General features: G+C 60.0%; 27 protein-coding genes. 1 reads left to right on the plus strand and 26 read right to left on the minus strand.

Annotated features, from left to right (window positions below):
* Positions 1–9: 9 nt before the first annotated feature.
* The 22 genes from rplR to CS903_RS00640 form a co-directional block, all read right to left on the minus strand.
* Positions 10–381, minus strand: coding sequence for a 50S ribosomal protein L18 (gene rplR / locus CS903_RS00535; protein ID WP_099331871.1), 372 nt, complete (start codon positions 379–381; stop codon positions 10–12).
* Positions 381–917, minus strand: a complete 537-nt coding sequence (rplF, locus tag CS903_RS00540; RefSeq protein ID WP_099331604.1) for a 50S ribosomal protein L6 — start codon at positions 915–917, stop codon at positions 381–383. Before rplF ends, rplR begins: the two co-directional genes overlap by 1 nt.
* Positions 918–928: 11 nt before the next feature.
* Positions 929–1,327 (minus strand): 30S ribosomal protein S8, encoded by a 399-nt coding sequence (gene rpsH, locus CS903_RS00545; RefSeq protein WP_099331605.1) that lies wholly within the window; start codon positions 1,325–1,327, stop codon positions 929–931.
* 72 nt (positions 1,328–1,399) lie between these two features.
* Positions 1,400–1,585: a type Z 30S ribosomal protein S14 gene (locus CS903_RS00550; protein WP_099331606.1), complete on the minus strand. Its 186-nt coding sequence runs from the start codon at positions 1,583–1,585 to the stop codon at positions 1,400–1,402.
* A 3-nt stretch (positions 1,586–1,588) separates the two neighbouring features.
* Positions 1,589–2,134 (minus strand): 50S ribosomal protein L5, encoded by a 546-nt coding sequence (gene rplE / locus CS903_RS00555; RefSeq protein ID WP_099331607.1) that lies wholly within the window; start codon positions 2,132–2,134, stop codon positions 1,589–1,591.
* Positions 2,131–2,568 carry a 50S ribosomal protein L24 gene (gene rplX, locus CS903_RS00560; RefSeq protein WP_099331608.1) on the minus strand — a complete coding sequence of 146 codons (438 nt, stop codon included), beginning with the start codon at positions 2,566–2,568 and terminating at the stop codon, positions 2,131–2,133. Before rplX ends, rplE begins: the two co-directional genes overlap by 4 nt.
* A complete protein-coding gene (gene rplN / locus CS903_RS00565) occupies positions 2,568–2,939 on the minus strand; it encodes a 50S ribosomal protein L14 (protein WP_099331609.1) in 372 nt (123 codons plus the stop codon). The genes rplX and rplN overlap by 1 nt, the downstream gene beginning before the upstream one ends.
* Positions 2,940–3,066: 127 nt before the next feature.
* Positions 3,067–3,339 (minus strand): 30S ribosomal protein S17, encoded by a 273-nt coding sequence (gene rpsQ, locus CS903_RS00570; RefSeq protein ID WP_099331610.1) that lies wholly within the window; start codon positions 3,337–3,339, stop codon positions 3,067–3,069.
* Positions 3,340–3,344: 5 nt separating this feature from the next.
* Entirely contained in the window at positions 3,345–3,578 is a 234-nt protein-coding gene (gene rpmC, locus CS903_RS00575; RefSeq protein ID WP_099331611.1) for a 50S ribosomal protein L29, read from the minus strand.
* Positions 3,578–3,997 (minus strand): 50S ribosomal protein L16, encoded by a 420-nt coding sequence (gene rplP, locus CS903_RS00580; protein WP_099331612.1) that lies wholly within the window; start codon positions 3,995–3,997, stop codon positions 3,578–3,580. The genes rpmC and rplP overlap by 1 nt, the downstream gene beginning before the upstream one ends.
* A gap of 5 nt (positions 3,998–4,002) precedes the next feature.
* A complete protein-coding gene (gene rpsC / locus CS903_RS00585) occupies positions 4,003–4,851 on the minus strand; it encodes a 30S ribosomal protein S3 (RefSeq protein WP_099331613.1) in 849 nt (282 codons plus the stop codon).
* Complete coding sequence (rplV, locus tag CS903_RS00590; RefSeq protein WP_099331614.1) at positions 4,852–5,220, minus strand: 50S ribosomal protein L22; 369 nt, start codon at positions 5,218–5,220, stop codon at positions 4,852–4,854.
* Positions 5,221–5,246: 26 nt separating this feature from the next.
* Positions 5,247–5,528, minus strand: coding sequence for a 30S ribosomal protein S19 (gene rpsS / locus CS903_RS00595; protein WP_099331615.1), 282 nt, complete (start codon positions 5,526–5,528; stop codon positions 5,247–5,249).
* Positions 5,529–5,543: 15 nt separating this feature from the next.
* Entirely contained in the window at positions 5,544–6,380 is an 837-nt protein-coding gene (rplB, locus tag CS903_RS00600) for a 50S ribosomal protein L2 (protein WP_099331616.1), read from the minus strand.
* 19 nt (positions 6,381–6,399) lie between these two features.
* The gene (gene rplW / locus CS903_RS00605; protein WP_099331617.1) at positions 6,400–6,705 is read right to left on the minus strand and encodes a 50S ribosomal protein L23; all 306 of its coding nucleotides are present in this window, start codon (positions 6,703–6,705) and stop codon (positions 6,400–6,402) included.
* Positions 6,702–7,415 (minus strand): 50S ribosomal protein L4, encoded by a 714-nt coding sequence (rplD, locus tag CS903_RS00610; protein WP_099331618.1) that lies wholly within the window; start codon positions 7,413–7,415, stop codon positions 6,702–6,704. Before rplD ends, rplW begins: the two co-directional genes overlap by 4 nt.
* A 3-nt stretch (positions 7,416–7,418) precedes the next feature.
* Positions 7,419–8,069, minus strand: coding sequence for a 50S ribosomal protein L3 (gene rplC, locus CS903_RS00615; RefSeq protein WP_099331619.1), 651 nt, complete (start codon positions 8,067–8,069; stop codon positions 7,419–7,421).
* A gap of 10 nt (positions 8,070–8,079) precedes the next feature.
* Positions 8,080–8,388 carry a 30S ribosomal protein S10 gene (gene rpsJ / locus CS903_RS00620; protein WP_009408775.1) on the minus strand — a complete coding sequence of 103 codons (309 nt, stop codon included), beginning with the start codon at positions 8,386–8,388 and terminating at the stop codon, positions 8,080–8,082.
* Between the two features lie 512 nt (positions 8,389–8,900).
* A complete protein-coding gene (gene mnmA / locus CS903_RS00625; RefSeq protein WP_099331620.1) occupies positions 8,901–10,100 on the minus strand; it encodes a tRNA 2-thiouridine(34) synthase MnmA in 1,200 nt (399 codons plus the stop codon).
* Between the two features lie 54 nt (positions 10,101–10,154).
* Positions 10,155–11,345 (minus strand): cysteine desulfurase family protein, encoded by a 1,191-nt coding sequence (locus tag CS903_RS00630; RefSeq protein ID WP_242491678.1) that lies wholly within the window; start codon positions 11,343–11,345, stop codon positions 10,155–10,157.
* A gap of 24 nt (positions 11,346–11,369) precedes the next feature.
* Positions 11,370–12,350 (minus strand): electron transfer flavoprotein subunit alpha/FixB family protein, encoded by a 981-nt coding sequence (locus CS903_RS00635; RefSeq protein ID WP_099331621.1) that lies wholly within the window; start codon positions 12,348–12,350, stop codon positions 11,370–11,372.
* A gap of 9 nt (positions 12,351–12,359) precedes the next feature.
* A complete protein-coding gene (locus CS903_RS00640) occupies positions 12,360–13,151 on the minus strand; it encodes an electron transfer flavoprotein subunit beta/FixA family protein (protein ID WP_099331622.1) in 792 nt (263 codons plus the stop codon).
* A 136-nt stretch (positions 13,152–13,287) separates the two neighbouring features.
* Here CS903_RS00640 and glgX point away from each other — a divergent pair, with 136 nt between their 5' ends.
* Positions 13,288–15,576: a glycogen debranching protein GlgX gene (gene glgX / locus CS903_RS00645; protein ID WP_099331623.1), complete on the plus strand. Its 2,289-nt coding sequence runs from the start codon at positions 13,288–13,290 to the stop codon at positions 15,574–15,576.
* Positions 15,577–15,590: 14 nt separating this feature from the next.
* On the opposite strand, the gene lacZ is transcribed toward glgX, so the two are convergent.
* The 4 genes from lacZ to CS903_RS00665 form a co-directional block, all read right to left on the minus strand.
* Complete coding sequence (lacZ, locus tag CS903_RS00650; RefSeq protein WP_099331624.1) at positions 15,591–18,614, minus strand: beta-galactosidase, LacZ type; 3,024 nt, start codon at positions 18,612–18,614, stop codon at positions 15,591–15,593.
* A gap of 47 nt (positions 18,615–18,661) precedes the next feature.
* Positions 18,662–19,498 (minus strand): carbohydrate ABC transporter permease, encoded by an 837-nt coding sequence (locus CS903_RS00655; RefSeq protein WP_242491703.1) that lies wholly within the window; start codon positions 19,496–19,498, stop codon positions 18,662–18,664.
* Positions 19,499–19,611: 113 nt separating this feature from the next.
* Positions 19,612–20,580 (minus strand): carbohydrate ABC transporter permease, encoded by a 969-nt coding sequence (locus tag CS903_RS00660; protein ID WP_099331873.1) that lies wholly within the window; start codon positions 20,578–20,580, stop codon positions 19,612–19,614.
* 143 nt (positions 20,581–20,723) lie between these two features.
* Positions 20,724–22,067 carry an ABC transporter substrate-binding protein gene (locus CS903_RS00665; RefSeq protein WP_099331626.1) on the minus strand — a complete coding sequence of 448 codons (1,344 nt, stop codon included), beginning with the start codon at positions 22,065–22,067 and terminating at the stop codon, positions 20,724–20,726.
* Between the last annotated feature and the right edge of the window lie 106 nt (positions 22,068–22,173).

The raw sequence follows: 22,173 nt of genomic DNA on the forward strand, positions 1-22,173 counted from the left end.
AACTCGCGCCTACAGCTTCAGGCCGCCCTCGCGGGCGCCTTCCGCTACTGCCGCAACTCGGCCGTGGTATGCGTTTCCGCCACGGTCAAATACGACCTCTTCGATGCCGGCTTCCTTGGCACGCTGAGCGATAAGCTCACCGACCTTGCGGGCTTTATCAGTCTTCTTGGCGTCATCGCCACGCAGTTCGGGCTCCATAGTGGAGGCCCAGACCAGCGTCTTGGCTTCGACGTCGTCGACTACCTGAACGAACATGTGACGGTTCGAGCGGGTAACAACGAGACGGGGACAAATGGCTGTGCCGCTGACCTTAGCGCGAACACGCTGGTGACGGCGCCTACGAGCAACGAACTTGCCCTTACCTTTAACCGCGTAAGCCATCACTTACCCGCCTTTCCGACCTTGCGACGTACAACTTCGCCCTCGTAACGAATGCCCTTGCCCTTGTAAGGCTCTGGCTTACGAAGCTTACGAATGCTTGCGGCAACCTCGCCGACCTGCTGCTTATCGATGCCCGATACAACGACCTTGGTCTGGGAGGGAACTGTAAGTTCGATTCCAGCAGCAGGCTCGATGATAACCGGGTGCGAGAAGCCCAGGGCGAACTCGACGTTGGCGCCCTTCTGGGTCGCACGGTAACCGGTACCGACGATCTCCAGGGTCTTGGAGTAACCATTGGTTACGCCTTCGACCATATTTGCAACCAGGGTGCGGTACAGACCGTGCAGCGATCGTGCATCGCGGCTATCAACCGCGCGCTCGATCAGGACTTCGCCACCCTCAACACGAGCGGTGATGGGCGAGCGCAGCTCCTGAGTAAGGGTTCCCTTGGGACCCTTAACCGTGACGATGTTTCCGTCAACATTTACTTCTACACCAGCGGCAATAGCCACCGGCTGCTTACCGATACGTGACATTCGCTTTCCCCTTACCAGACGTAGGCAACGACTTCGCCGCCCACGGCCTTGTCAGCCGCCTGGCGGTCGGTGAGCAGTCCGGACGAGGTCGACAGAATCGCCACGCCCAGGCCACCACGCACCTGCGGGAGGTTAGTGGACTTTGCGTAAACACGCAGACCCGGCTTGGAAACGCGCTTGAGGCCGGTGATGGCACGCTCACGCTTGTTTCCATACTTGAGGCTGAGAACCAGGGTCTTACCGACGCGGGCATCCTCAACCGAAACAGCCTTTATATAGCCCTCTTTCAGAAGAATCTGCGCGATGGCATTCTTCAGCTTCGAGTAGGGCATCGACACAGACTCGTGATGAGCCTGGTTCGCATTGCGCAGACGCGTCAGCATGTCTGCGATTGGATCAGTCATTGTCATTTTGGGGCGGACCCCTTCCTCGACGCGGTTTCCTTGAACGGGCTTTCAACCCGTGGACCTACGTCGTAAGTTTTACCAGCTGCTCTTCGTGACGCCCGGGAGATCACCCTTGAGGGCCAACTCACGCAGGCAGATGCGGCACAGGCCGAACTTGCGGTAGACCGATTGGGGACGGCCGCAACGGTTGCACCGGGTGTATGCGCGAACTGCAAACTTGGGCTTGCGGCGCGCCTTGATCTTGAGCGATGTCTTTGCCATCGTTTAGGCCTCCTTGAAGGGGAAACCGAGTTTACGCAGGAGCTCGCGCCCCTCCTCGTCGGTATCCGAGGACGTGACGATGGTGACGTCCATACCGCGAACACGGTCGATCTTGTCAACGTTGATTTCGTGGAACATGGACTGCTCGGTCAAACCAAAGGTGTAGTTACCGTGTCCGTCAAACTGCTTGGGTGACAGACCACGGAAGTCACGAATTCGGGGAAGCGAGACCGACATGAGGCGGTCGAGGAACTCCCACATACGGTCGCCACGAAGGGTGACCGAAGCGCCGATAGCCTGGCCTTCGCGCAGCTTGAACTGAGCGATCGACTTCTTGGCACGGTTGATGCGAGGCTTCTGTCCGGTGATGGCCTGAAGATCAGCGATTGCACCATCAAGTGCCTTCGCATCACGAGCAGCTTCACCGACACCCATGTTGACAACCACCTTGACGGGCTTGCCAACCATCATGACGTTCTCAAGCTTGAACTCTTCAATAAGTTCACCCTTGATCTGGTTCTCGTACTTTTCCTTCAAACGGGGGCTCATGCGTCAAGCTCCTTACCCGGGGTAATGCCACGACGGCTTCCGCCACGGGCGACACGAACACGAACGGTCTTCTTCTTACCGTCGCGCTCGATGACGTCCTCACGGAATCCAACGCGAACGGGCTTGCCGGTCGACGGATCTACGAGAGCAATCTTTGCGATCGAGATAGGTGCTTCAGAGCTGATAATTCCGCCCTGATCACCAGAGGCGCCCGGACGAACGTGACGGGTCTTCAGGTTGACACCTTCGACCAGTACGGTTCCTTCCGAAGGGAACACCTTGATGACGCGACCCTGCTTGCCCTTGTCACCGGGAGCGAGCGGCTCGAAGCCCTCAGCCTCACGGCGATCGTTGCGTGCCTGCATTTTCTTGGGGTCCGAGGTACGGCCCCGGACGACCTCTACCAGGTCACCCTTTTTGATCTTCGCGGCCATCAGATCACCTCCGGTGCGAGCGAAACGATGCGCATAAACTTCTTCTCGCGTAGTTCGCGACCAACTGGGCCGAAAATACGCGTGCCACGAGGTTCGGTGCCATCTGTCTTCAAGATGACTGCCGAGTTCTCGTCGAAACGGATGTACGAGCCATCCGAGCGACGTGACGATTTCTTCGTGCGGACGATAACCGCGCGGACTACCTCACCCTTTTTGACGTTTCCGCCGGGGATGGCGTCCTTAACGGAGGCGACAATCGTGTCGCCAATGCCCGCGTAGCGCCGACCTGAGCCGCCCAAAACACGGATGCAAAGAAGTTCCTTTGCTCCCGTGTTGTCAGCGACTTTAAGTCGTGACTCCTGCTGGATCATTCCTTATGACTCCTGTCGTCGTGCTGGTTCTCTCCGGTAAACCGGAGAGCCTGGCCGAACGGATTTGGTTGCTTGGAAAATGCTAGTGCAAGGTAGGGCCAAAGGAGACTTCCTTTGGCCCACCTCACTACTTTGCCTTTTCCAGGATCTCGACTACTCGCCAGTGTTTCGTGGCTGACAGCGGTCGGGTCTCCATGATGCGGACGAGGTCGCCCACGCCGCATTCGTTGTTTTCGTCGTGCGCCTTGACCTTGACGGTCTTGCGAAGCACCTTGCCGTACAGCGGGTGCTTGATGCGGTCCTCAAGGACCACAACGACGGTTTTGTCCATCTTGTCGCTCGAGACAATGCCTCGGCGAACCTTGCGCTGATTACGCTCAGCAGCAGTTGAATCTGCCATCTCTTCTAATCCTCGCTACCGGGCGCCGTGCGGAAACCAAGTTCACGCTCACGTGCAATGGTGTAAATGCGGGCGATGTTCTTGCGAACTGCCTTCATGCGACCGGAATCTTCTAGACCACCGACAGCCTGCGAGAAACGCAGGTTGAACAGTTCGGCCTTGGCGCGCTCGAGCTCCTTGCGAAGCGCGGCGTCATCCATGGCGTCCAGATCCGCTGTGGTCAATACGTTGTCAGCCATCAGTTCTCCACACCCTCACGGACTACGAAACGGGTCTTCATTGGAAGCTTGTGGCGCGCGCGACGCATTGCCTCGCGTGCCAGGGGCTCCGAAACACCACCCAGTTCGAAAATGATTCGACCGGGCTTGATCGGGGCAACCCACCATTCGGGTGAACCCTTACCGGAACCCATGCGGGTTTCAGCAGGCTTCTTGGTCAGGGGGCGATCCGGGAACACGTTGATCCAGACCTTGCCACCACGCTTGATGTGACGGGTCATGGCAATACGAGCTGCTTCAATCTGACGGTTGGTCAGGTAAGCGTGCTCGAGAGCCTGGATACCGAAGTCACCGAAGTGCAGCTCGGTGCCGCCCTTAGCCATACCCTTACGGTTTGGACGGTGCTGCTTGCGGTACTTTACTCGACGGGGAATCAGCATCTGCCTCAGGCCTCCGTAGCGGTCTCAGCGACCGGAGCCTGCATGTCCGCGTCAACGGATGCAACCTGGTCGGCAGCCTCGGTGTTCTGACCGGCGTTGCGAGGAGCGCGTTCTGCGCCTTCCCCACGTCCACCACGACGACCCGGGCCACGACGATCCCCGCGACGGTTACCACCGCGGTTAGCCTGCTCAGCCTGGGCACGAGCGAACTCACGTTCGGTCATGTCACCCTTGTAGATCCATACCTTCACGCCGATGCGGCCGAAGGTGGTGCGGGCTTCGAAGAAGCCGTAATCAATGTTGGCGCGCAGCGTCTGCAGGGGTACACGACCCTCGCGGTAGAACTCGCTGCGTGACATCTCAGCACCACCCAGACGACCGGAGCACTGGACACGAATGCCCTTGGCGCCGGCACGCTGTGCGGACTGGATTGCCTTACGCATGGCGCGTCGGAAAGACACGCGAGCCGCGAGCTGCTCGGCAACACCCTGGGCAACCAGCTGGGCATCGATCTCGGGGTTCTTGACCTCAAGAATGTTCAGCTGAACCTGCTTGCCGGTGAGCTTCTCGAGGTCCTGGCGGAGGCGATCAGCCTCGGCGCCACGACGCCCGATAACAATGCCCGGACGAGCGGTGTGCAAGTCAACACGGACACGGTCGCGAGTACGCTCGATCTCAACCTTGGAGATACCTGCGCGCTCGAGGCCATCGGAAAGAACCTCGCGGATCTTCACGTCCTCGTCAACATAGTCGCTGTAGCGCTGACCCTTGGTGGTCGAGTCCGAGAACCACCGCGAACGGTGTTCGGTGGTGATCCCCAGGCGGAAACCAGTGGGGTTTACCTTCTGGCCCATCTAGCGATCCCCTCTCTTCTCATCTTTAGTTCCAACAACCACGGTGATGTGGCTGGTGCGCTTCAGAATCGTTCCGGCGCGGCCCTGGGCACGCGGCTGGAAACGCTTCATAGTCGGGCCCTCATCGACATAGGTCTCGAGAACCCACAGGTCGGCATCCTGAATGCTTTCGCCGTTCTTGTCAGCAATGACCTTGGCATTGGCAACTGCCGAATGCAGGATCTTGTTGACATCGCGGGCTACACGCTGGGGTGCGAACTGCAGCATATCGGCTGCCGCCAGGAAGGACTTTCCACGGACCTCGTTAACGACCCGTCGTGCCTTCTGCGGCGTGACGCGAACGTAGCGCGCCTTCGCCTTGGCTTCCATCTTCTAGCTCCTTGCTTCCCCAGCGCCTAGCGGCGCCGGCCCTTACGGTCGTCCTTCACGTGGCTGCGGAAAGTACGCGTTGGCGCGAACTCTCCGAGTTTGTGTCCAACCATCGACTCCGTTACGTAAACCGGAACGTGACGACGGCCGTCATGGACTGCGAAGGTCAGACCCAAGAAATCCGGGGTGATCATCGAGCGGCGGGACCAGGTCTTGATGACCTGCTTGGTTCCCTTTTCTACCTGCTCGTCAACCTTCTTCTGCAAGCTCGGGTCTACGTAGGGACCCTTCTTCAAACTACGTGGCATGTGTCCAGCTCCCTATCAGCGCTTCTTGCCCGTGCGACGGCGGCGGACGATCAACTTGTCACTCGGCTTGTTCGGACGACGGGTACGACCCTCCGGCTTGCCCCACGGGCTAACCGGGTGACGACCACCCGAAGTACGGCCTTCGCCACCACCATGTGGGTGATCGACCGGGTTCATAGCAACACCACGAACCTTGGGACGCTGACCCTTCCAGCGAGCACGACCAGCCTTACCAAGCGAGATGTTTGCCTGCTCTGCGTTTCCGACGGAACCCACGGTTGCACGGCAATCCATGTCAACGTTGCGGATTTCACCGGAGGGAAGACGCAGCTGTGCAAAGCGACCTTCCTTAGCGACCAGCTGGATCGAAGAACCAGCTGAACGAGCGAGGCGAGCACCCTGGCCGGGGTTGAGCTCCACTGAGTGGATCACGGTACCGAGGGGGATGTTGCGCATCGGCAGGTTGTTACCAACCTTGATGTCGGCCTTCGGGCCGCTCTCGACAACCTGGCCAACCTTTACACCCTGAGGTGCAATGATGTAGCGCTTCTCGCCGTCTGCGTAGTGCAGCAGTGCGATGTTCGCAGTGCGGTTCGGGTCGTACTCAATGTGAGCAATGCGTGCCGGTACGCCGTCTTTGTCATTGCGCTTGAAGTCAATCAGACGGTAGGCCCTCTTGTGACCGCCACCGCGGTGACGTGAGGTGATACGACCGTATGAGTTGCGGCCACCACTCTTGCTCAGAGGGCGAACCAGCGACTTCTCGGGGTGCGAACGGGTGATCTCGGAGAAGTCCGAGACGCTGCCGTGGCGACGACCAGGAGTCGTCGGATTATATTTGCGAATTGCCATTTTCCTCTACCCCTGCGCCTTAGATCCCGGACTGACCGAAAATGTCGATGGAACCTTCGCGGACAGTGACGATTGCGCGCTTGACATCCTTGCGACGGCCAATACCATCACGACGGCGGAATGCCTTACCCTGGCGGTTCTGAGTAGCAACCTTCTCAACCTTGACGCCAAAGACCTCTTCGATCGCGTTCTTGATCTCAGTCTTGTTGGCTCGTGGGTCAACTTCGAAAGTGTACTTACCGATGTCCTGGAGAAGTGAGGACTTTTCGGTCACCACTGGCTTCAGGATGATATCGCGCGGATTCTTGGTTGATTCGAGGCTCACTTGTCGTCCTCCTTCTCAACGCCTGCACCAACACGGGCGCGAGCATTGTTGACGCGCTCCACGTAGGAGTTGAGCGCAGCTTCCGTGAACACAACGCGATCTGAATCAACCACGTCGTAGGTGTTCAGCTGGTCAGCCCACACGATGTGTACACCTTCAATGTTCTTGAAGGAACGTGCCGTGACCTCTGCCAGATCCTGGTCGCGATCAATGACGATCAGGACCTTCTTGGCGTCAGTGACTGCAGCCAGGGTTGCAATAGCAGCCTTGGTTGACGGTACATCTGAGGAAACCAGTGCCGAGAAGACGTAGATCGCGTCGGTACGGGCGCGATCCGACAGTGCGGAACGCAGTGCGCCTGCGATCATCTTCTTGGGGGTGCGCTGCGAGTAGTCACGGGGCTGCGGGCCGTGTACGACGCCACCACCCTTCCACTGCGGTGCGCGGATCGAACCCTGACGAGCCCGGCCGGTACCCTTCTGGCGCCACGGCTTCTTGCCGCCGCCAGAAACCTCTGCGCGGGTCTTGGTCGCGTGGGTGCCCTGGCGTGCTGCTGCACGCTGCGCCTCAACGACCTGGTGAATCAGGGGGATGTTCAACGCGACGTCAAAGATTGAACCCGGCAGGACAACAGTTGCCTTCGTCTTTGCGCCTTCGGCGTCAAATACCGGAAGAGTCCGGTCTTCACCTAGCTTGATGTTCTGTTCCATCGCTTAGGCCCCCTTTGCAGCGGTACGTACCATAACAACGGCCTTGCGAGGGCCGGGGATGGCGCCCTTGATCAGCAGGAGACCGCGGTCGGTGTCAACACCCTGAATAGTCAGGTTCTGAACCGTGCGCTTGTCGCCACCCATACGGCCGGCCATGCGCTGTCCCTTGAAGATTCGACCCGGTGTGGAGCATGCGCCGATTGAACCGGGCTTGCGGTGGATCTTGTGGGCACCGTGGGATGCAGGGCCACCGGCGAAGCCGTGACGCTTCATCACACCTGCGAAGCCCTTACCCTTGGTGTTGCCGGAAACGTCAACCTTGGCACCAACCTCAAAGGTATCCGCAGCCAGTTCGGAACCCAGAGCGAACTCTGTGGCACCCTTGGTGCGGAACTCAGCGAGGTGACGCTTAGGGGCGACTCCAGCCTTTTCAAAGTGGCCAAGCAGGGGCTTGGTCACGCGGCGAGGATCAATGTCCTCAAAGCCGATCTGGACGGCGTTGTATCCGTCGTTCTCTTCGGTACGCACCTGAGTAACGACGTTCTTGCCAACCTGCACGACCGTCAGGGGAACGACCTTGCCGTTCTCATCCCAGACCTGGGTCATGCCGAGCTTACGGCCGAGTAGGGCCGCAGTCTTGGTGTCAGTAGTCATTCCGATGTCCTCAGAGCTTGATTTCGATGTTCACGTCTGCAGGCAGATCGAGTCGCATGAGCGAGTCGACGGCCTTAGGCGTGGGATCAATGATGTCGATGAGCCGCTTGTGCGTGCGCATCTCGAACTGCTCGCGGCTGTCCTTGTACTTATGTGGCGACCGAATAACGACAAAAACGTTCTTCTCGGTCGGAAGCGGTACTGGCCCCACAACAGTGGCGCCGGCACGCTGCACAGTATCTACAATCTTGCGCGCAGAGCTATCGATGACCTCGTGGTCATACGACTTCAGCCGGATGCGGATCTTTTGTCCCGCCATGCCGTCTACCTCTTCTCGTACAGATTTTCTTCCACCGACCCCCGCATTCGGGCGTGTCCAAAATCGGACACACACTATTGCGGCACCCAGATTGGCTCTGGTTGGGCCAAGTGTCTTGTCTAAAGAACTCTGGCGCCGGGATCCGCTAAAGCCGACTTGTTTTTCCCACGTCTTGAACCCTGGTTTCTGTGAACAGCCGCAAGCGGCTGCACACTAAGAATGCTTCCTGTTGAAAGCTGGGTTGTGGAGTATTCCCGTCGGCCAGGCTCTGGTACCCGGGCCTTACCTTCCTGCTATTTTCCACTCTCGAGGGGGCTGTTGAACAGTCCCAACCGAGTGCGTAGATAACATTCCGGCGCACCCTACTTTCGCAGGGCAGCTTGGATAGTTTGGCACGGTTTTCCAGTCGGCGCCAACTTCCTGTTACGAGATTCACGCCACCGGAGACCCGCTTCGGCCCCAATGCTCCCGTCTCGGGCGTGTCGCGCAGTGCAATCTCGGTTGATGTCGAGTTATGCAGGCACCGGTGCCGCTGATGGCGCCAGCCTGCTTCCCACCCTTGTCGAGGACGCTATCGTACCCTCGGCGACCACTCTCGACCCCCGGTAGAGGACTAGCGACTGGCCCGGGGCGACCCCCCGAATCGGCTCCGCAAGCGTAACCACCAGGTGCTCCCCGGCGCCCTCGACCACCTGTACGGAGGTGATCACAGACGGTGTTCCGTGGGCTCGGATTTGGGCGGTCAGTACCTCGGAAGGCACTTCGTTCAGTCCCCGCCCCCCCATCGTCGCCCCAAAGGCAACCTGGGCTTCCTGGTTCACTTCCAGTTCGGATGGACCCGACTGCCACACCAGGTTGCGGGTGGTGATGGTGTCAACCGAGAGAAGCGTCGATTCACCCACCACAACCGTGTTGGTGGAGGGATCGGTCTCGAGGACGTACCTGGGCCGACCCGATTCCGAGGGGCGACCAATGCGCAGTCCCTTACGCTGACCAATAGTGAAGCGGTAGTACCCATCATGCTCACCGAGGACGTTGCCCTCGGTATCAACGATGTCGCCCGGGGCGGAGCCCAGGTGCCTCTCAAGGAACCCGCCCGTGTCACCGTCTGGGATAAAGCAAATGTCATAGGAATCCGGCTTGTTTGATACCCCCAGTCCACGAAGTTCCGCCTGCTCACGAACCCAGGCTTTGTCCGGAGCTTCACCGAGCGGGAGGAGCACGTGTGAGAGGTCCTCGCTACCCATCACCGCCAGGACATAGCTCTGATCCTTCAATTCATCGTTGCCCCGGTGCAGCTCCGGGCCCGATTCTCCGTGAATGAGCTTGGCGTAATGACCGGTGCAGACCGCATCGAAACCGAGGGCGAGACCTCGCTCTAGCAACTCTCTAAACTTAACGAACTCGTTGCAGCGCACACAGGGGTTCGGGGTGTGCCCGGCCCGGTACTCACTAAGAAAGTCGTCAATCACAGCGTCCTCAAACTGCTGTGAGAGATCCCAGACATAGTAGGGAATCCCCATGATTTCGGCTGCCCGCGCGGCATCCTGTGAGTCCTCGAGGGAACAGCAGCCCCGCGAACCCACGCGACATGCCTGCGGTTCGCTCGACAGTGCCATATGAACAGCTGTGACATCGTGGCCGGCCTCGACAGCCAGCGCGGCGGCAACCGCTGAATCCACCCCGCCTGAAAGAGCCGCGAGTACCCTCACCGCCCACCTCTTTTCTCTGTCTTTCTAAAGTTAACTGCAACCAGGTTGCGCAGACTACCTGCTGTCAAACCGATCCATGCGCTGGGCCTGTTCGAGGGCGTGCGGCAGCGCACCAAGGAACGCATCGATATCGCCCGTAGTAGTTGTTTTCCCCAGCGAGACCCGCAGGACCCCTCGCGCCTCGCGGTCGTCCCTTCCCATGGCCAGCAGAACCGAGGAGGGTCTGGTGACACCGGCGTGACAGGCGGAGCCGGCCGAGACATGAACCCCCTGGCGGTCCATTTCCAGGAGTAGAACCTCCGGGTGGGACGTCGGAAGGCTCAGGTGCACGATTGAGGGCACTGTGTTGGCGGAGGTGGTCAGCGTGACACCCCGTGGAAGATGGGAAACCAGGTAATCACGGTGCTGCTTCGCCTTTTCGGCGCGCTCAGCCACCTCTGCCACCGCCTCTTCCGCGGCAATGCTCAATGCAACCGCCCCTGCGACATCGGGGGTACCGGACCGTCTGCCACTTTCGTGTCCCCCACCGGGTCTGTCAGTAACCAGGTTGACCCCGCGCTTCACAAGCAGCGCCCCCGTACCGACCGGTGCCCCAAACTTGTGTCCACCGAGGGTGAGAAGGTCGAGATCAAGCTGCGCAAACGATAGTTGGAGGTTTCCGACGGCCTGGGTGGCATCGGAGTGGACCCGTGCGAGAGGCGCGAACTCTCGCACCCATGACACCAGTTCGGAAAGAGGTTGGACCACCCCGGTCTCCGAACAGACCAGACCCGCGGACGCCAGTGCTAGCCTGCGCTCACCGACAAGGCCCTCGAGCCCCTCCAGTTCAATGACACCTCGGCTATCGACAGGAATGACCTCCTGCGCTATCCCGAATGCCTGCAGGGCAACCTTCTGCTCCCGTACCGCCGGGTGCTCCACCGCCGAGGTCAGCCAGATCCACCTGCTAGTTCCCCCCGAACTCACGCCCTGATCACGGACCGAGCGGGCGCCGCCGGTTACTCCAAGCGCCGCAGACTCTGTAGCACCCGAGGTGAAAATCACCTCGGGTCGCTCGGCACCCAGGGCCACCGCAAGGCGCTCACGGGCATCCTCCAGGAGCAGCCGAGCAGCCCTACCCCCGGCATGTAGAGAACTGGGGTTACCGGGTGTGCTCGACAGCTTCTCCGCGGTCTCAAACCAGGCGAGCCGCGCAGACTCCCGCATCGGGGTGGTCGCAGCATGATCCAGGTAGACCGGCACCATCGGATATCTCGTTGATGCTCGGGTTTAGCCGAGCTGCTCGAAGGTCTCAAGAAGCTGCGGTACGACCTCGTTGAGGTCACCGACCACAGCGAAATCCGCCAGCTCTAGAATCGGGGCATCCGGGTCGTCAACCACGGCCACGATCACCTCGGATCCGAGCATGCCGCAGGTATGGTGAACGGCCCCCGACACACCCAGCCCGATGTAAAGCTTGGGCGCAACCGTAACGCCTGTCTGGCCAATCTGCGCGGAACGCTCCACCCAGCCCTCATCGCAGGCAACCCGTGTTGCACCAACCGCGCCACCGAGGGCATCAGCCAGCTGCTCCACCAGCGTGAAGTCACCGTCAACACCCCGGCCACCAACCACGACGACATCCGCGTCACCAAGACTGATGCGGGTCCCCTTAGGCTCACTCCGAGTTGAAACAACCTCAACCCCGAGGGCTCCTGGCGAAAGTTCAGCGGCGATTGGCACCACCACTCCCTCACCGGCCGGACCCTCATCAGGCCCAACACCGGAGTTCAGAGCAAGCACGGGGAACCCATGAGTGACATGGAAGGCAGTCGCCCACGATCCACCCAACGCCGACTTCTCAGCGACGATACGCCCGTCATCGACACGCAGGCTCGAAACATCAACGGCCCCACCCGCTGCCGAGGTGGCAGACAGCATGGCGGTTACAGCCCTACCCAGGTAGTTCGAGGTAGTGAGGACAGCGCCCGAGTTACCAAGCTGGGTGAGCGCTATCCGCGCTACATCAGCGACCGCCGCGGGAACCGCGGGCGAGTAGCCGCTTGCTTGCGGAACATAGACTGTTTGGGCTCCGCCAGCGCGGCATCCCTCTTCGTCGACCTCCGGGGAAACACTAAGTGCAACCACCGGCCCCTCGGTCAGGGTGGAGGCAAGGTGCAGCAGCTTCGAGGATGCCGCGGAAAGTGTGGGGACAGACTCGGTCCTGTCATTTTCAACCAGGACCAGAATGGGCTGGGTAATGAGTTCCATTGCGCTCCCCTACAGCTCTACTCGATCGGTAATGAACTCGGCAAGCAACCGTCCCGCGTCCCCCGAGTCCGTCACAACCACCCCGGCTTCACGAAGCTTCGGGTCGGCAGCGAGCACCTCGATGGAACTCAGCGTGATGCCATCCAGGTCAATCCCGGCCTCAGCAAGCTCATCTACCTCCCAGACATCAAGGGGCTTGGAGCGTGCGGCACGTAGCTCTTTAAATGACGGGTAGCGAGGCTCGTTAATCTGGTCGGTCACCGACACAACAACGGGGGTCGCGGACCGCAGGACATCTTCATTTCCGTCCGCCCTACGCTCAATCGTCACAGCCGCCGGCGAACCACCTTCGACCTGCATACTGTGTGCGAGGTCGAGCAGGGGCCAGCCCAGGTGGGTTGCCATCGCGGGGGCCACCATCGAGGTCATACCGTCGAGGCTGGCCATACCGGTGATCACCATGTCAACCGGTTCTTCACCCGCAAGCGCCGCCACTACAGCCGCGAGAACGCGAGCGGTCCCGAGTGCATCCGCACCCGCCAGAGCCTCATCCGTGACGAGGACGGCGCGATCAGCCCCCATCTGCAGGGCTCGTACCAGCGCATCCTCGGATTCTTCGGGCCCCATGGTCAGCGCGATGACCTCTCCGCCCAGCTCCTCTACCGTGGAAACAGCGGCCTCAATGGCATACTCATCAAGTTCATTGAGGACATCGTCCTCACCCCGAACCAGACGTCCCTCTTCGATACGCCGATCCGAGTCAGCGTCAGGAACGTGCTTCACGCACACAACGATTCTCATGACTCCAGTCTGCCACGCACGAATGTCTGATAGTTCGTGAGATCTGGCGCTTGAAGCGAAAAACTGGGGCAAGATTAGAGAGTTGAGCGCTGCGTCTTAGAATGGCAGTCCACCTGTACTTACCGAGCGGAATGACATGACACCAACCTTTGCCAACCGCCCCAACGAGACCGTAATACTGCCCTCGTCGACCCCGATTCCGGCGGCCAACCCGAACCCCAACCGGATCGGAGTCTGGGAAAACCCCTCGGGCGGCCTGGATATCTCGGTGGTTGCGCCACACGCATCAGCGGTTGACTTCTGTGTTATCTCCGGAGAGGGCGCGGAGCGCCGGGAGCAGCGCTGGACTCTGAGGGGCCCGGTTCAGGGCATCTGGCACGGTCACCTCGATGGCAAGGGGGCCGGAACGATCTATGGGTTCAGGGCATTCGGGACATGGGATCCCGATGCGGGCCTCTACTACAACCCCTCCAAGTTCCTCATTGATCCGTACGGACGGGCAGTTGTGGGCTCACCTGAGCTGAGCGCCGCCCTGCACGCCCACCACGTCGATCATGAGATGTATCCGACAACCTACCCGCTGGCTCAATCAAACCTGAACTCGGCTCTCTTTGCCCCGGCCTCCGCTGTTGTCAGTAGTAACTTCTCCGTTTCCCCCCGGCCCCGCATCGACGGGGACAAGGTCGTGCTTTACGAACTGCACGTCAAGGGGTTCACAAAGAACCTTCCCGGGCTTCCCGAGGAGCTGCGGGGCACGTACGCCGGCCTCGCCCACCCGGCAGCAATCGAGTACATCAAATCACTCGGCGTCACCACCCTTGAGCTGCTGCCCGTTCACGCCAAGATGGATGAGCCCTTCCTGACCGATCGGGGTCTAACCAACTACTGGGGCTACTCGACACTGGCTTTCTTCGCCCCCGAACCGTCGTTCGCCACCGCTGCGTCTCAGGCGGCCGGCCCACAGGCGGTTGTTGATGAGTTCCGCGGCATGGTCTCACTACTGCACAACGCCGGCCTTGAGGTCGTACTTGACGTGGTCTACAACCACACCTGTGAGGGCGGGGACTCCGGACCGACCCTGTGCTGGAGGGGTTTGGACTCTCTCATGTACTACCGCAGGGTTAAGGACCGCCCCCGCCACATGATTGATGACACCGGCTGTGGAAACACGCTGAACTTCTCCGAGGAGAAGGTTGTGCAGATGACACTGGACTCACTGCGCTACTGGGTTGAACACATGGGGGTGGATGGTTTCCGCTTCGATCTCGCGGTCAGCCTGGGACGCCTTGATACCGGCTACACGGATTTCCACCCCTTCCTGGTGGCGGCTGCCGCAGACCCCGTGTTGCGCGATGTCAAGCTGTTTGCCGAGCCGTGGGATCTGGGAATGGGTGGCTGGCAGACCGGCAACTTCCCCATTCCCTTCGGAGAGTGGAATGACCGCTACCGCGATTCCATCCGTAAGTTCTGGCTCACTGACTTCCAGCAGCAGTCAGCCGGTCGTCCCGTCTCAGGACCCAATGATCTCGCCACCCGACTGTCCGGTTCCGCGGATATGTTCGGCTGGCGCTCCGGTGCGAAGCGGGGACCACTCGCTTCGGTCAACTTCCTGACGGCGCACGATGGATTCACACTTGCCGACCTCACTGCCTACAACCACAAGCACAACATGGCAAACCTGGAGAATAACCAGGATGGCACCAACAACAACCACTCCTGGAACCACGGGGTTGAAGGCACCCCTGCCGCCTTCCTCATGAACCCCGACCTGGCGGATTCAACGGGTGTGGTTGAGGAGCTGTCTTATGTTCGTGAGAGGTCGAGGCGCAACCTGCTCACCACCCTGCTGGTTTCCGCAGGGACACCCATGATCACAGCCGGGGATGAGTTCGGTCGTACCCAGTACGGCAACAACAACGCCTACTGCCAGGACTCCCCTATCTCCTGGGTCGACTGGGAGCTTGATGAGTCGCAGGAGGACTTACTCTCCTGGTCCAAGTACCTCATTGCCCTTCGGAGGTTGCACCCCGTGATGCGCCCCACCACCTTCGCCCACGGCTCAGTCATCGCTGGCGACACGCTGCCCGATGTTTCCTGGTTCAACCGCAAGGGCGAGCCCATGAGTAATGACGGTTGGTCGCAGGCGAAGAACCGCATCTTCCAGATGCGTCGTTCGGGCCGGTTCCTGGGTGATGTGGACGCACTTGTCGTTGTCAATGGCACCCTGAACACTGCAAAAATCACCCTGCCTGAGAGCCACGGCAACGAGTGGGTACTGGTGGCTGACACATCCTGGCCAACCCCCGCTCACGGGGGAATCGAACAGGCCGAGAAGGCTCTGGAGCAGGGTGAAGTCATTGCCATTGGCGGCAAGGAGGCCATGGAACCTCAGTCGCTAGCTGTTTACTTCTCAAGAAGTAAGTAGTTTCCGACCACTACCTACTCGAGCCCCTGGAAGCCAAAGCGGAACTCCAGGGGCTCCGTGGTTCCCACCAGGTACTCGGGGTGGGGGCGAGCCCCCCACGTATCATCTCCGGCTACGCCCCTACGCTGAAGTGCGGGTCGCAGGTAGGTGTGACTGACCGGTGGCAACTCGTGGTGATGTGCCGCGTTCTCTACTTCAAACGGCGACCAGGGTAGGGCTGAGAGCTCCATGGGGGTCACACTGGAAAAGCGCAGTCCCGCACCCGTTGCTCCGGTGATTTCAGCCCAGCGCACCCCGGTGTGGTTGCCTGCTTCCTGAGGACGCAGGTAGGGCGTGAGTTGGGAGGTCACATCGGCCTCGTAAACCCCGAGAAATGCGCCACCCCGTCTGTCCTGCTGGCTCTCGGCTGCTCCCTCGCCGTACCAGCGCAGACTCTCCAGTTCAGGAGGGCATGTGAAGATCATCCCAAACTCCGGGAGGTCGCCCATTTCCCCGGCAGGATCGAGGCGCAAAACCACATCGATGTGCCCGTCCCCCGCCACCGAGTACTCAACCGTGCACGAAGTGGAGGGGAATGTAGGAAGAAGGTAGGTGTAGGTGACGCGGATAAGACCGTGGTCTTCAACCACCTCGGGGTTGGTCGGTCCCGGCACAAACTTGGCGTACCTGGAAGCCAGAAGCCACTGCCCGTCTTCGAACGGGGCGTGCCAGGCGCGCTCATTCGAGGTCGGAGCATGCCAGAAGTTGGGCATCGGGATCCGGTCCAGCAGCTCGGGGCGCGCCCCAGGTTCTGTTCCGTAACGGTAGGAAACCAGGCCGCCGTAGAGGCGTGAGAAGAGCGCATGGAACCTCTCTCCCTGCACCCCAATGTTGTGGATTCCATTGATCAGGGTCGGAACGGGCGCTGTTTTCTGTCGCCGGGAACCGTCCCCCACCAAGATGACTGCCTGCTCGCGCGCCACCTCAAAACCAGGTGCGCCCCAAACTGTCTTCTCTCGGAGACGGAAGGAGACATCCACCGTATACTCGCCCTCTTCAAAGGGAGCCCAGACGGGAAGTTGATAGGAAGCTGACGCCCCCGGTGCGACATCGGTTGGGAACTCGGCCTCGGCAATGACCCGCCCCTCTTCCGCGACCGTCACCACCGCATCAAAGGCGGAGGTCGAAGTGAAGTTGAATCGATTGGTCACTGTTACCGCGCCGTCCTCAATGGCGCAGTGGATCCCCTGGTACAGGTACTTGACCTCCTGTGTTCTGGGCGTCGGGCTGCGGTCTGCGAAGAAGATGCCGTTCCCGCAGAACTCAGCGTCGTGGGGCCGATCTCCGAAATCACCCCCGTACCCGAGGTAGGAGGTCCCACTGGACGAAACGGCAGGCAGTGCCTGGTCTGCGAAGTCCCAGATGAAACCACCCTGGAAGAGGGGTTCCCTATAGGCAAGGTCCATGTAGCGATCGACCGCCCCAAAAGAGTTACCCATGGCATGAGCGAACTCGCAGAGGATCATCGGCTTCTCGCGGTTCTCCCGGAGGTGTTCTTCAACTTCGGCCGCGGGCCTGTACATCTCGGAATGGACATCCGTGGACTGCGGATGGCGGTCGTCCCAAGCCACCCCCTCGTAGTGGATGGGACGACTGTCGAGTTTGCGAAGGTAATCTGCGGTCTTTAGGAAGTTCAACCCACCCAGGGACTCATTCCCGAGAGACCACATCACCACGCTGGGATGGTTCTTGTCCCTCTCGTACATGTTGGCGGCCCGGTCCAGCAGGGCCGGTAGCCAGTCGGGGTTATCCCCCGGGACCGCGTCCTCCAGGGCGCGCCCCCCAAACTTGATGTCCTCCCACAGGCCGTGCGTTTCCACGTTCATCTCATCGATGACGTAGAAGCCGTACTCATCGCACAGTTCATAGAAGAAGGAGTTGTTGGGATAGTGGCTGGTCCGGATGGCGTTGGCCCCCACCTGCTTCAGCAGACGCAGATCGACCTCGGTTTCCTCCCGCGTAAAAACGCGACCATTCTCGCCAAACTCGTGCCGATTGACGCCTCGGAAAACCACCCGCTGCCCGTTGATCTTGAGTAGACCGTCCTCGACTGCAAACCGGCGTACACCGACACGAAGCGGGATGAACTCAATGACCGTTTCGTCGGCGTCCAAGACCTCGAGATACCCCTCGTAGAGGTGGGGGTCCTCCGCGCTCCACATGCGGGGTTCGCGAAGGACGAGGGCAAAGTTTCCCTGGCCATCATCCTCCATTGGTGATCCCGCCAGGTGGGCCCGAACGAAACCTTCGCCCTCAACATCCACGGCAATGTCAACCCGCGCCGAACTTAGATCCTCACCGAGGTGAGTCCCGACGCGAACGTCACGGACATGAACCGCCGGGTAGGCCCGCAGGTGAACCGAACGGAAAAGTCCCGAAAAGCGAAAGAAATCCTGATCTTCAAGCCAGGATCCCGAGCACCACTTGTAGACCGTCACCGCGAGCAGATTCTCCCCCTCGACAAGCAGGTCGGAGATATCGAACTCAGAGGGGGTGAAGGAATCCTCGCCGTAGCCGACGTAGTGGCCGTTGAGCCAAACTTCCAGGGCACTCTCGGCCCCGTCGAAGGTAATCGTCACCCGGTTGCCGCGAACCCACTGGGCCGCAAGCGCAGGGTCAAGAGTAAAGGTCCTGCGGTAACAGGCGGTGGGGTTGAACCGGGGCGGGACCTGCGGGGGCCGAATGTCCTGGAGTCCGTCCCAGGGATACTGCACATTGACGTACTGGGGGCTGTCGTATCCAGCCAGTTGGATGTGCCCGGGAACCGCGATCTCATCCCAAAGGTGATCATCATGGTCGGGCAACTGGTAGCCGTTGGGCTTCCCCTCGGGGGTGGTGGCGTAGAAGAACCTCCACCGCCCGTCGAGCGACTGCTCGAAGCTACTCACCCCGGTTATCATCTCTTCTGCCGTGGCGAACCAGCGGTGATCAGAGTGCGGCTCCATCCGCCCCACGGCAACCACGGTTGGGTCTGACAGTTGTTCTAGTTCGAAGCTCACCTTTTTGTCCCTGCTACTAACCTTTTACCCTTCCGAGGTGCGGTGGGTTACCCCTTAACTGAACCTGCTGCCAAACCCGACTGCCAGAACTTCTGCAGACCTAGGAACAGGATGATCAGTGGGATCACGCCCAGCAGAGCGCCCATCATGACAGCACCCTTGGGAGGGGCAAAGTAGGACATCATTCCGTAAAGGCCCAGCGTGACCGGACGGATCTCCGAGGTCGCAACCATCATGAGGGGCAGCAGGAAGTTGTTCCAGGTCGCCACGAAGATGAAGAGGAAGATCGTCACCATCGCGGGGGCCAGAAGCCGCAGAACCATCGTGAAGAAGATCCTGGCCTCGGAGGCTCCGTCGATCCTGGCCGCCTCAATCAGTTCGGTGGGAACCGATGTCTCCGCGTAGACCCGTCCGAGGAAGACGCCGAACGGTGAGACACAGGACGGAATGATGATCGCCCACATTGTGTTGGTGATGCCCATGTTGTGGAAGACGATATAGAGGGGAATGGTCAGGAGAGCGACGGGCATGAGCAGTCCGCCCATGATGAACCCCATGGTGACCCCGCGGCCCGGGAAGGCGAACTTCGCCATTCCGTAGCCCGCGGCGACGGAGATAAGGGTTCCCACCACTCCGGCGAAGGTGGAGTAGAACAGCGAGTTGCCGACCCAGCGCCAGAAGAGCCCCTGGGTCCACTCCATCAGGGTGTTGTAGTTGGCGGCGATATTGATCTGGTCTCCAAACCAGAAACCTGAGCTGGTTAGAAGCTGCGAGTTGGTCTTGGTGGAGGCAAACATGACCCAGATGATGGGCATGAGGAAGTAAACCAGGGCAAAGATGAGGGCGGCCATGGTGATGATCTTGACCCACCTGGGGGGCCGCATCGAGCTTGGGATGTTATCCCACTCTTCGCTGCGCGCCGACTTTCTGGCCTTCTTCACAGGCTTGATGGGCTCTGTGACTTCATCTTCGCTGACGGAAACTGCAACGGGAGTGGTCATCGGGAAACCTTCCTCTGCGCCAGGGCGTAAACCGCCGCAAGTGAGCCGGCAATCAGGGCCATGACGATAGAGATGGCTGATGCGGGGCCGTCACCCGAGGGGGTGATCGATCCCATCATGGTGTTGTAAGCCATCGTCATCGGGGTGTAATCCATGCCCATCCACGAGTTGACGGTCTGCATCACCGTGGGCTCATTGAACAGCTGGATGGTGCCGATGATAGAGAGCAGGACCGCTAGGAGCGCCGCGCTTGAAACCATGGGGATCTTGACGTACCACGTCACCTGCCACCCGGTTGCACCGTCGAGGCGGGCGGCCTCATAAAGATCCTTGGGGATAGCCTGAAGGGCCGCCAGGAAGATGAGCATGTTGTAGCCGGTGTAGGTCCAGGTGGTCATGTTGGCCATCGAGAGCAGCATCATCGAGGGGGACATGAAGTCGGCGTTGATGCCGATGTCTGCAAGTCCCTTGACCAGGGGGGAGATCTCGGGAGTGTAGAGGTAGAGCCACACCATTGCGGCGACGATGCCGGGAATGGCGTAGGGAAGGAAGTTACCCAGGCGGAAAATGGCCACCCTCTTGATGACCAAGGAGTCAATGAGGAGGGCGAGGACGAGGGCCATGATGATCATGACGGGAATCTGGAACAGGGCGTAGAGCACTACGCGCCCGATGCCACTCCAGAACGAGTCGTTGGTGATGACGTAGGCGTAGTTCTCGAACCCTACGAAGGAGTCGACGGTCCCCCCACCCCCGAAGGCGCCACCACCGACGGGAACCTTTCGGGTGAAGGACTGTTTGATAGCCACCCCGATGGGGATGAGGAACACCAGTATAAATGCGAGTGTGAAGGGAGCTACGAACGCCCACCCTGCACGGGCCTGCCTGCGTGACACAGCCTTGGAACCTCTGTTGGCAGCGCGCTTTCCAGGCTTCGCTTCCCCTCCGGGGTCTTCCTGCGGCATCAGTGCCGGGTCAACCAGCGTGACTGTCTCTGGTATCGTCATGTCGCTCCATTGCGTAACTTCAAACGGTGGTCGTGGAGAAGGCCGGGGTGACGATCTGGGGATCCCACCCCAGCCTTCAAACTACTAGGTAGTTGTTGCTGCTACTCAGCGACAGGCAGGTTGCCATCCTTGAGAGCCTTGACCGAAGCGTCCTGAGCGGCGACGAAGATGTCAGCAACGGTTCCGGATCCTGAGCCAGCAGCTGCTGCGGCCTCGGTCATAGCAGGACCGACAGCCGAGAAGAACGGCATGTAGGCGAACTTATCCGAGAGGTTGGCGTTGGCCTTTGTCAGTTCAGCAAAGACGTCCTGGCCACCGTAGAACTCAGCGATGTACTCGGGGGTGGTCATGGTGCCCTTAGCGGCAACCACGAGTCCCTGCGAGACAAGCGCATCGATCTGGGTGTTCAGGTAGTTGTTGAATGCCATTGCCTGCTCGGGGTAGGCGCAGCCCTTCATGACTGCAACGCCGGAGCCACCATCGGGACCGGTGAGTGCACCCGCACCGAAGTCTGGGATCTGTGCCACGGCCCAGTTGCCAGCGTTTTCAGTGCCAGCCATGGTGTCGATGAGGAGCGGGGCTTCCCATGCAGCACCGATGTGGCCGATCAGTTCCTGGTCAGTCAGGGCCTTACCGAAGGCGTCACCCCAGCGCTCAAGAACCATAACGGACTTGTCGTCAAGCATCTTCTGCCAGAAGTCAGCTACAACCTTGGAGGCGTCAGAGTTGGCATCGACAACCCAGGCGTCGTTCTCAATGTTGTACCAGGAGCCACCGGCTGCAGCCGACTGTGCCGAGAGCCAGTACTGGGCCTCATCGGGCTGGAAGGCACCAATGTACTTGCCAGCTGCCGCAGCGGTGGCTGCCGTGGCCTCAAAGTCGGCAAGGTTGGTCGGAATATCAATCCCGAGCTCTTCGAAAGCCGCCTTGTTGTAGTAGTAGACAAGGGGTCCGGTGTCCTGGGGCAGACCAACAATGGTTTCGCCAACCTTCATCATGTTGAAGGCACCGGAGTAGTTCGACTCGTACTCCTTGGCGTACTCGGTGACGTCCTCGGTTAGGCCCTTGACGAACAGCTCGGGGACCTCTGCGTAGCCCAGCTGGGCAAGGCACGGTCCGCTGTTCGCATTGATATCAGTTTCAAGCTTCTTGATCATTTCGTGGGCCGCGCCATCGAACTTGACCGAGGTTACCTTGACGTCTGGGTTTTCAGCGTTCCACTGGTCAACGATCTCGCTGACTTTGGTCATGCCTTCACCGTCGGGAAGACGGTGCATGTACGTAATTTCTACTACCTCACCGCTTGGGGCTTCCTCGCCACCGGACTCCGCTGTCCCGTCGGTTGCTGTCCCGCCACCGCTCGAGCAAGCACCAAGGCCCAGGGCGAGCGCAGCGAGAACTGCGCCACCCGTAGCGGCGCGGCGCGTGTTGAAACGACGAATCATCTTTTCAACGCCTTTCGTTGATATTCTAGGGATGTGAGCGCGAACACGCTACTGGTAGAAACTATCATCTCGACGGAAATGTCTCTACAGTTAGCCCTGCCTAAGC

Origin of the sequence: Actinomyces minihominis (assembly GCF_900187855.1) — a bacterium.
In the GTDB taxonomy this organism is placed as follows: Bacteria; Actinomycetota; Actinomycetes; order Actinomycetales; family Actinomycetaceae; genus Scrofimicrobium; species Scrofimicrobium minihominis.

Coding starts and splice junctions, on each gene's coding strand:
- rplR (WP_099331871.1), bottom strand. CDS start 381: ATGGCTTACGCGGTTAAAGGTAAGGGCAAGTTCGTTGCTCGTAGGCGC.
- rplF (WP_099331604.1), bottom strand. CDS start 917: ATGTCACGTATCGGTAAGCAGCCGGTGGCTATTGCCGCTGGTGTAGAA.
- rpsH (WP_099331605.1), bottom strand. CDS start 1,327: ATGACAATGACTGATCCAATCGCAGACATGCTGACGCGTCTGCGCAAT.
- CS903_RS00550 (WP_099331606.1), bottom strand. CDS start 1,585: ATGGCAAAGACATCGCTCAAGATCAAGGCGCGCCGCAAGCCCAAGTTT.
- rplE (WP_099331607.1), bottom strand. CDS start 2,134: ATGAGCCCCCGTTTGAAGGAAAAGTACGAGAACCAGATCAAGGGTGAA.
- rplX (WP_099331608.1), bottom strand. CDS start 2,568: ATGGCCGCGAAGATCAAAAAGGGTGACCTGGTAGAGGTCGTCCGGGGC.
- rplN (WP_099331609.1), bottom strand. CDS start 2,939: ATGATCCAGCAGGAGTCACGACTTAAAGTCGCTGACAACACGGGAGCA.
- rpsQ (WP_099331610.1), bottom strand. CDS start 3,339: ATGGCAGATTCAACTGCTGCTGAGCGTAATCAGCGCAAGGTTCGCCGA.
- rpmC (WP_099331611.1), bottom strand. CDS start 3,578: ATGGCTGACAACGTATTGACCACAGCGGATCTGGACGCCATGGATGAC.
- rplP (WP_099331612.1), bottom strand. CDS start 3,997: ATGCTGATTCCCCGTCGAGTAAAGTACCGCAAGCAGCACCGTCCAAAC.
- rpsC (WP_099331613.1), bottom strand. CDS start 4,851: ATGGGCCAGAAGGTAAACCCCACTGGTTTCCGCCTGGGGATCACCACC.
- rplV (WP_099331614.1), bottom strand. CDS start 5,220: ATGGAAGCCAAGGCGAAGGCGCGCTACGTTCGCGTCACGCCGCAGAAG.
- rpsS (WP_099331615.1), bottom strand. CDS start 5,528: ATGCCACGTAGTTTGAAGAAGGGTCCCTACGTAGACCCGAGCTTGCAG.
- rplB (WP_099331616.1), bottom strand. CDS start 6,380: ATGGCAATTCGCAAATATAATCCGACGACTCCTGGTCGTCGCCACGGC.
- rplD (WP_099331618.1), bottom strand. CDS start 7,415: ATGGAACAGAACATCAAGCTAGGTGAAGACCGGACTCTTCCGGTATTT.
- rplC (WP_099331619.1), bottom strand. CDS start 8,069: ATGACTACTGACACCAAGACTGCGGCCCTACTCGGCCGTAAGCTCGGC.
- rpsJ (WP_009408775.1), bottom strand. CDS start 8,388: ATGGCGGGACAAAAGATCCGCATCCGGCTGAAGTCGTATGACCACGAG.
- CS903_RS00630 (WP_242491678.1), bottom strand. CDS start 11,345: ATGGTGCCGGTCTACCTGGATCATGCTGCGACCACCCCGATGCGGGAG.
- CS903_RS00635 (WP_099331621.1), bottom strand. CDS start 12,350: ATGGAACTCATTACCCAGCCCATTCTGGTCCTGGTTGAAAATGACAGG.
- CS903_RS00640 (WP_099331622.1), bottom strand. CDS start 13,151: ATGAGAATCGTTGTGTGCGTGAAGCACGTTCCTGACGCTGACTCGGAT.
- glgX (WP_099331623.1), top strand. CDS start 13,288: ATGACACCAACCTTTGCCAACCGCCCCAACGAGACCGTAATACTGCCC.
- CS903_RS00655 (WP_242491703.1), bottom strand. CDS start 19,498: ATGCGGCCCCCCAGGTGGGTCAAGATCATCACCATGGCCGCCCTCATC.
- CS903_RS00660 (WP_099331873.1), bottom strand. CDS start 20,580: ATGCCGCAGGAAGACCCCGGAGGGGAAGCGAAGCCTGGAAAGCGCGCT.
- CS903_RS00665 (WP_099331626.1), bottom strand. CDS start 22,067: ATGATTCGTCGTTTCAACACGCGCCGCGCCGCTACGGGTGGCGCAGTT.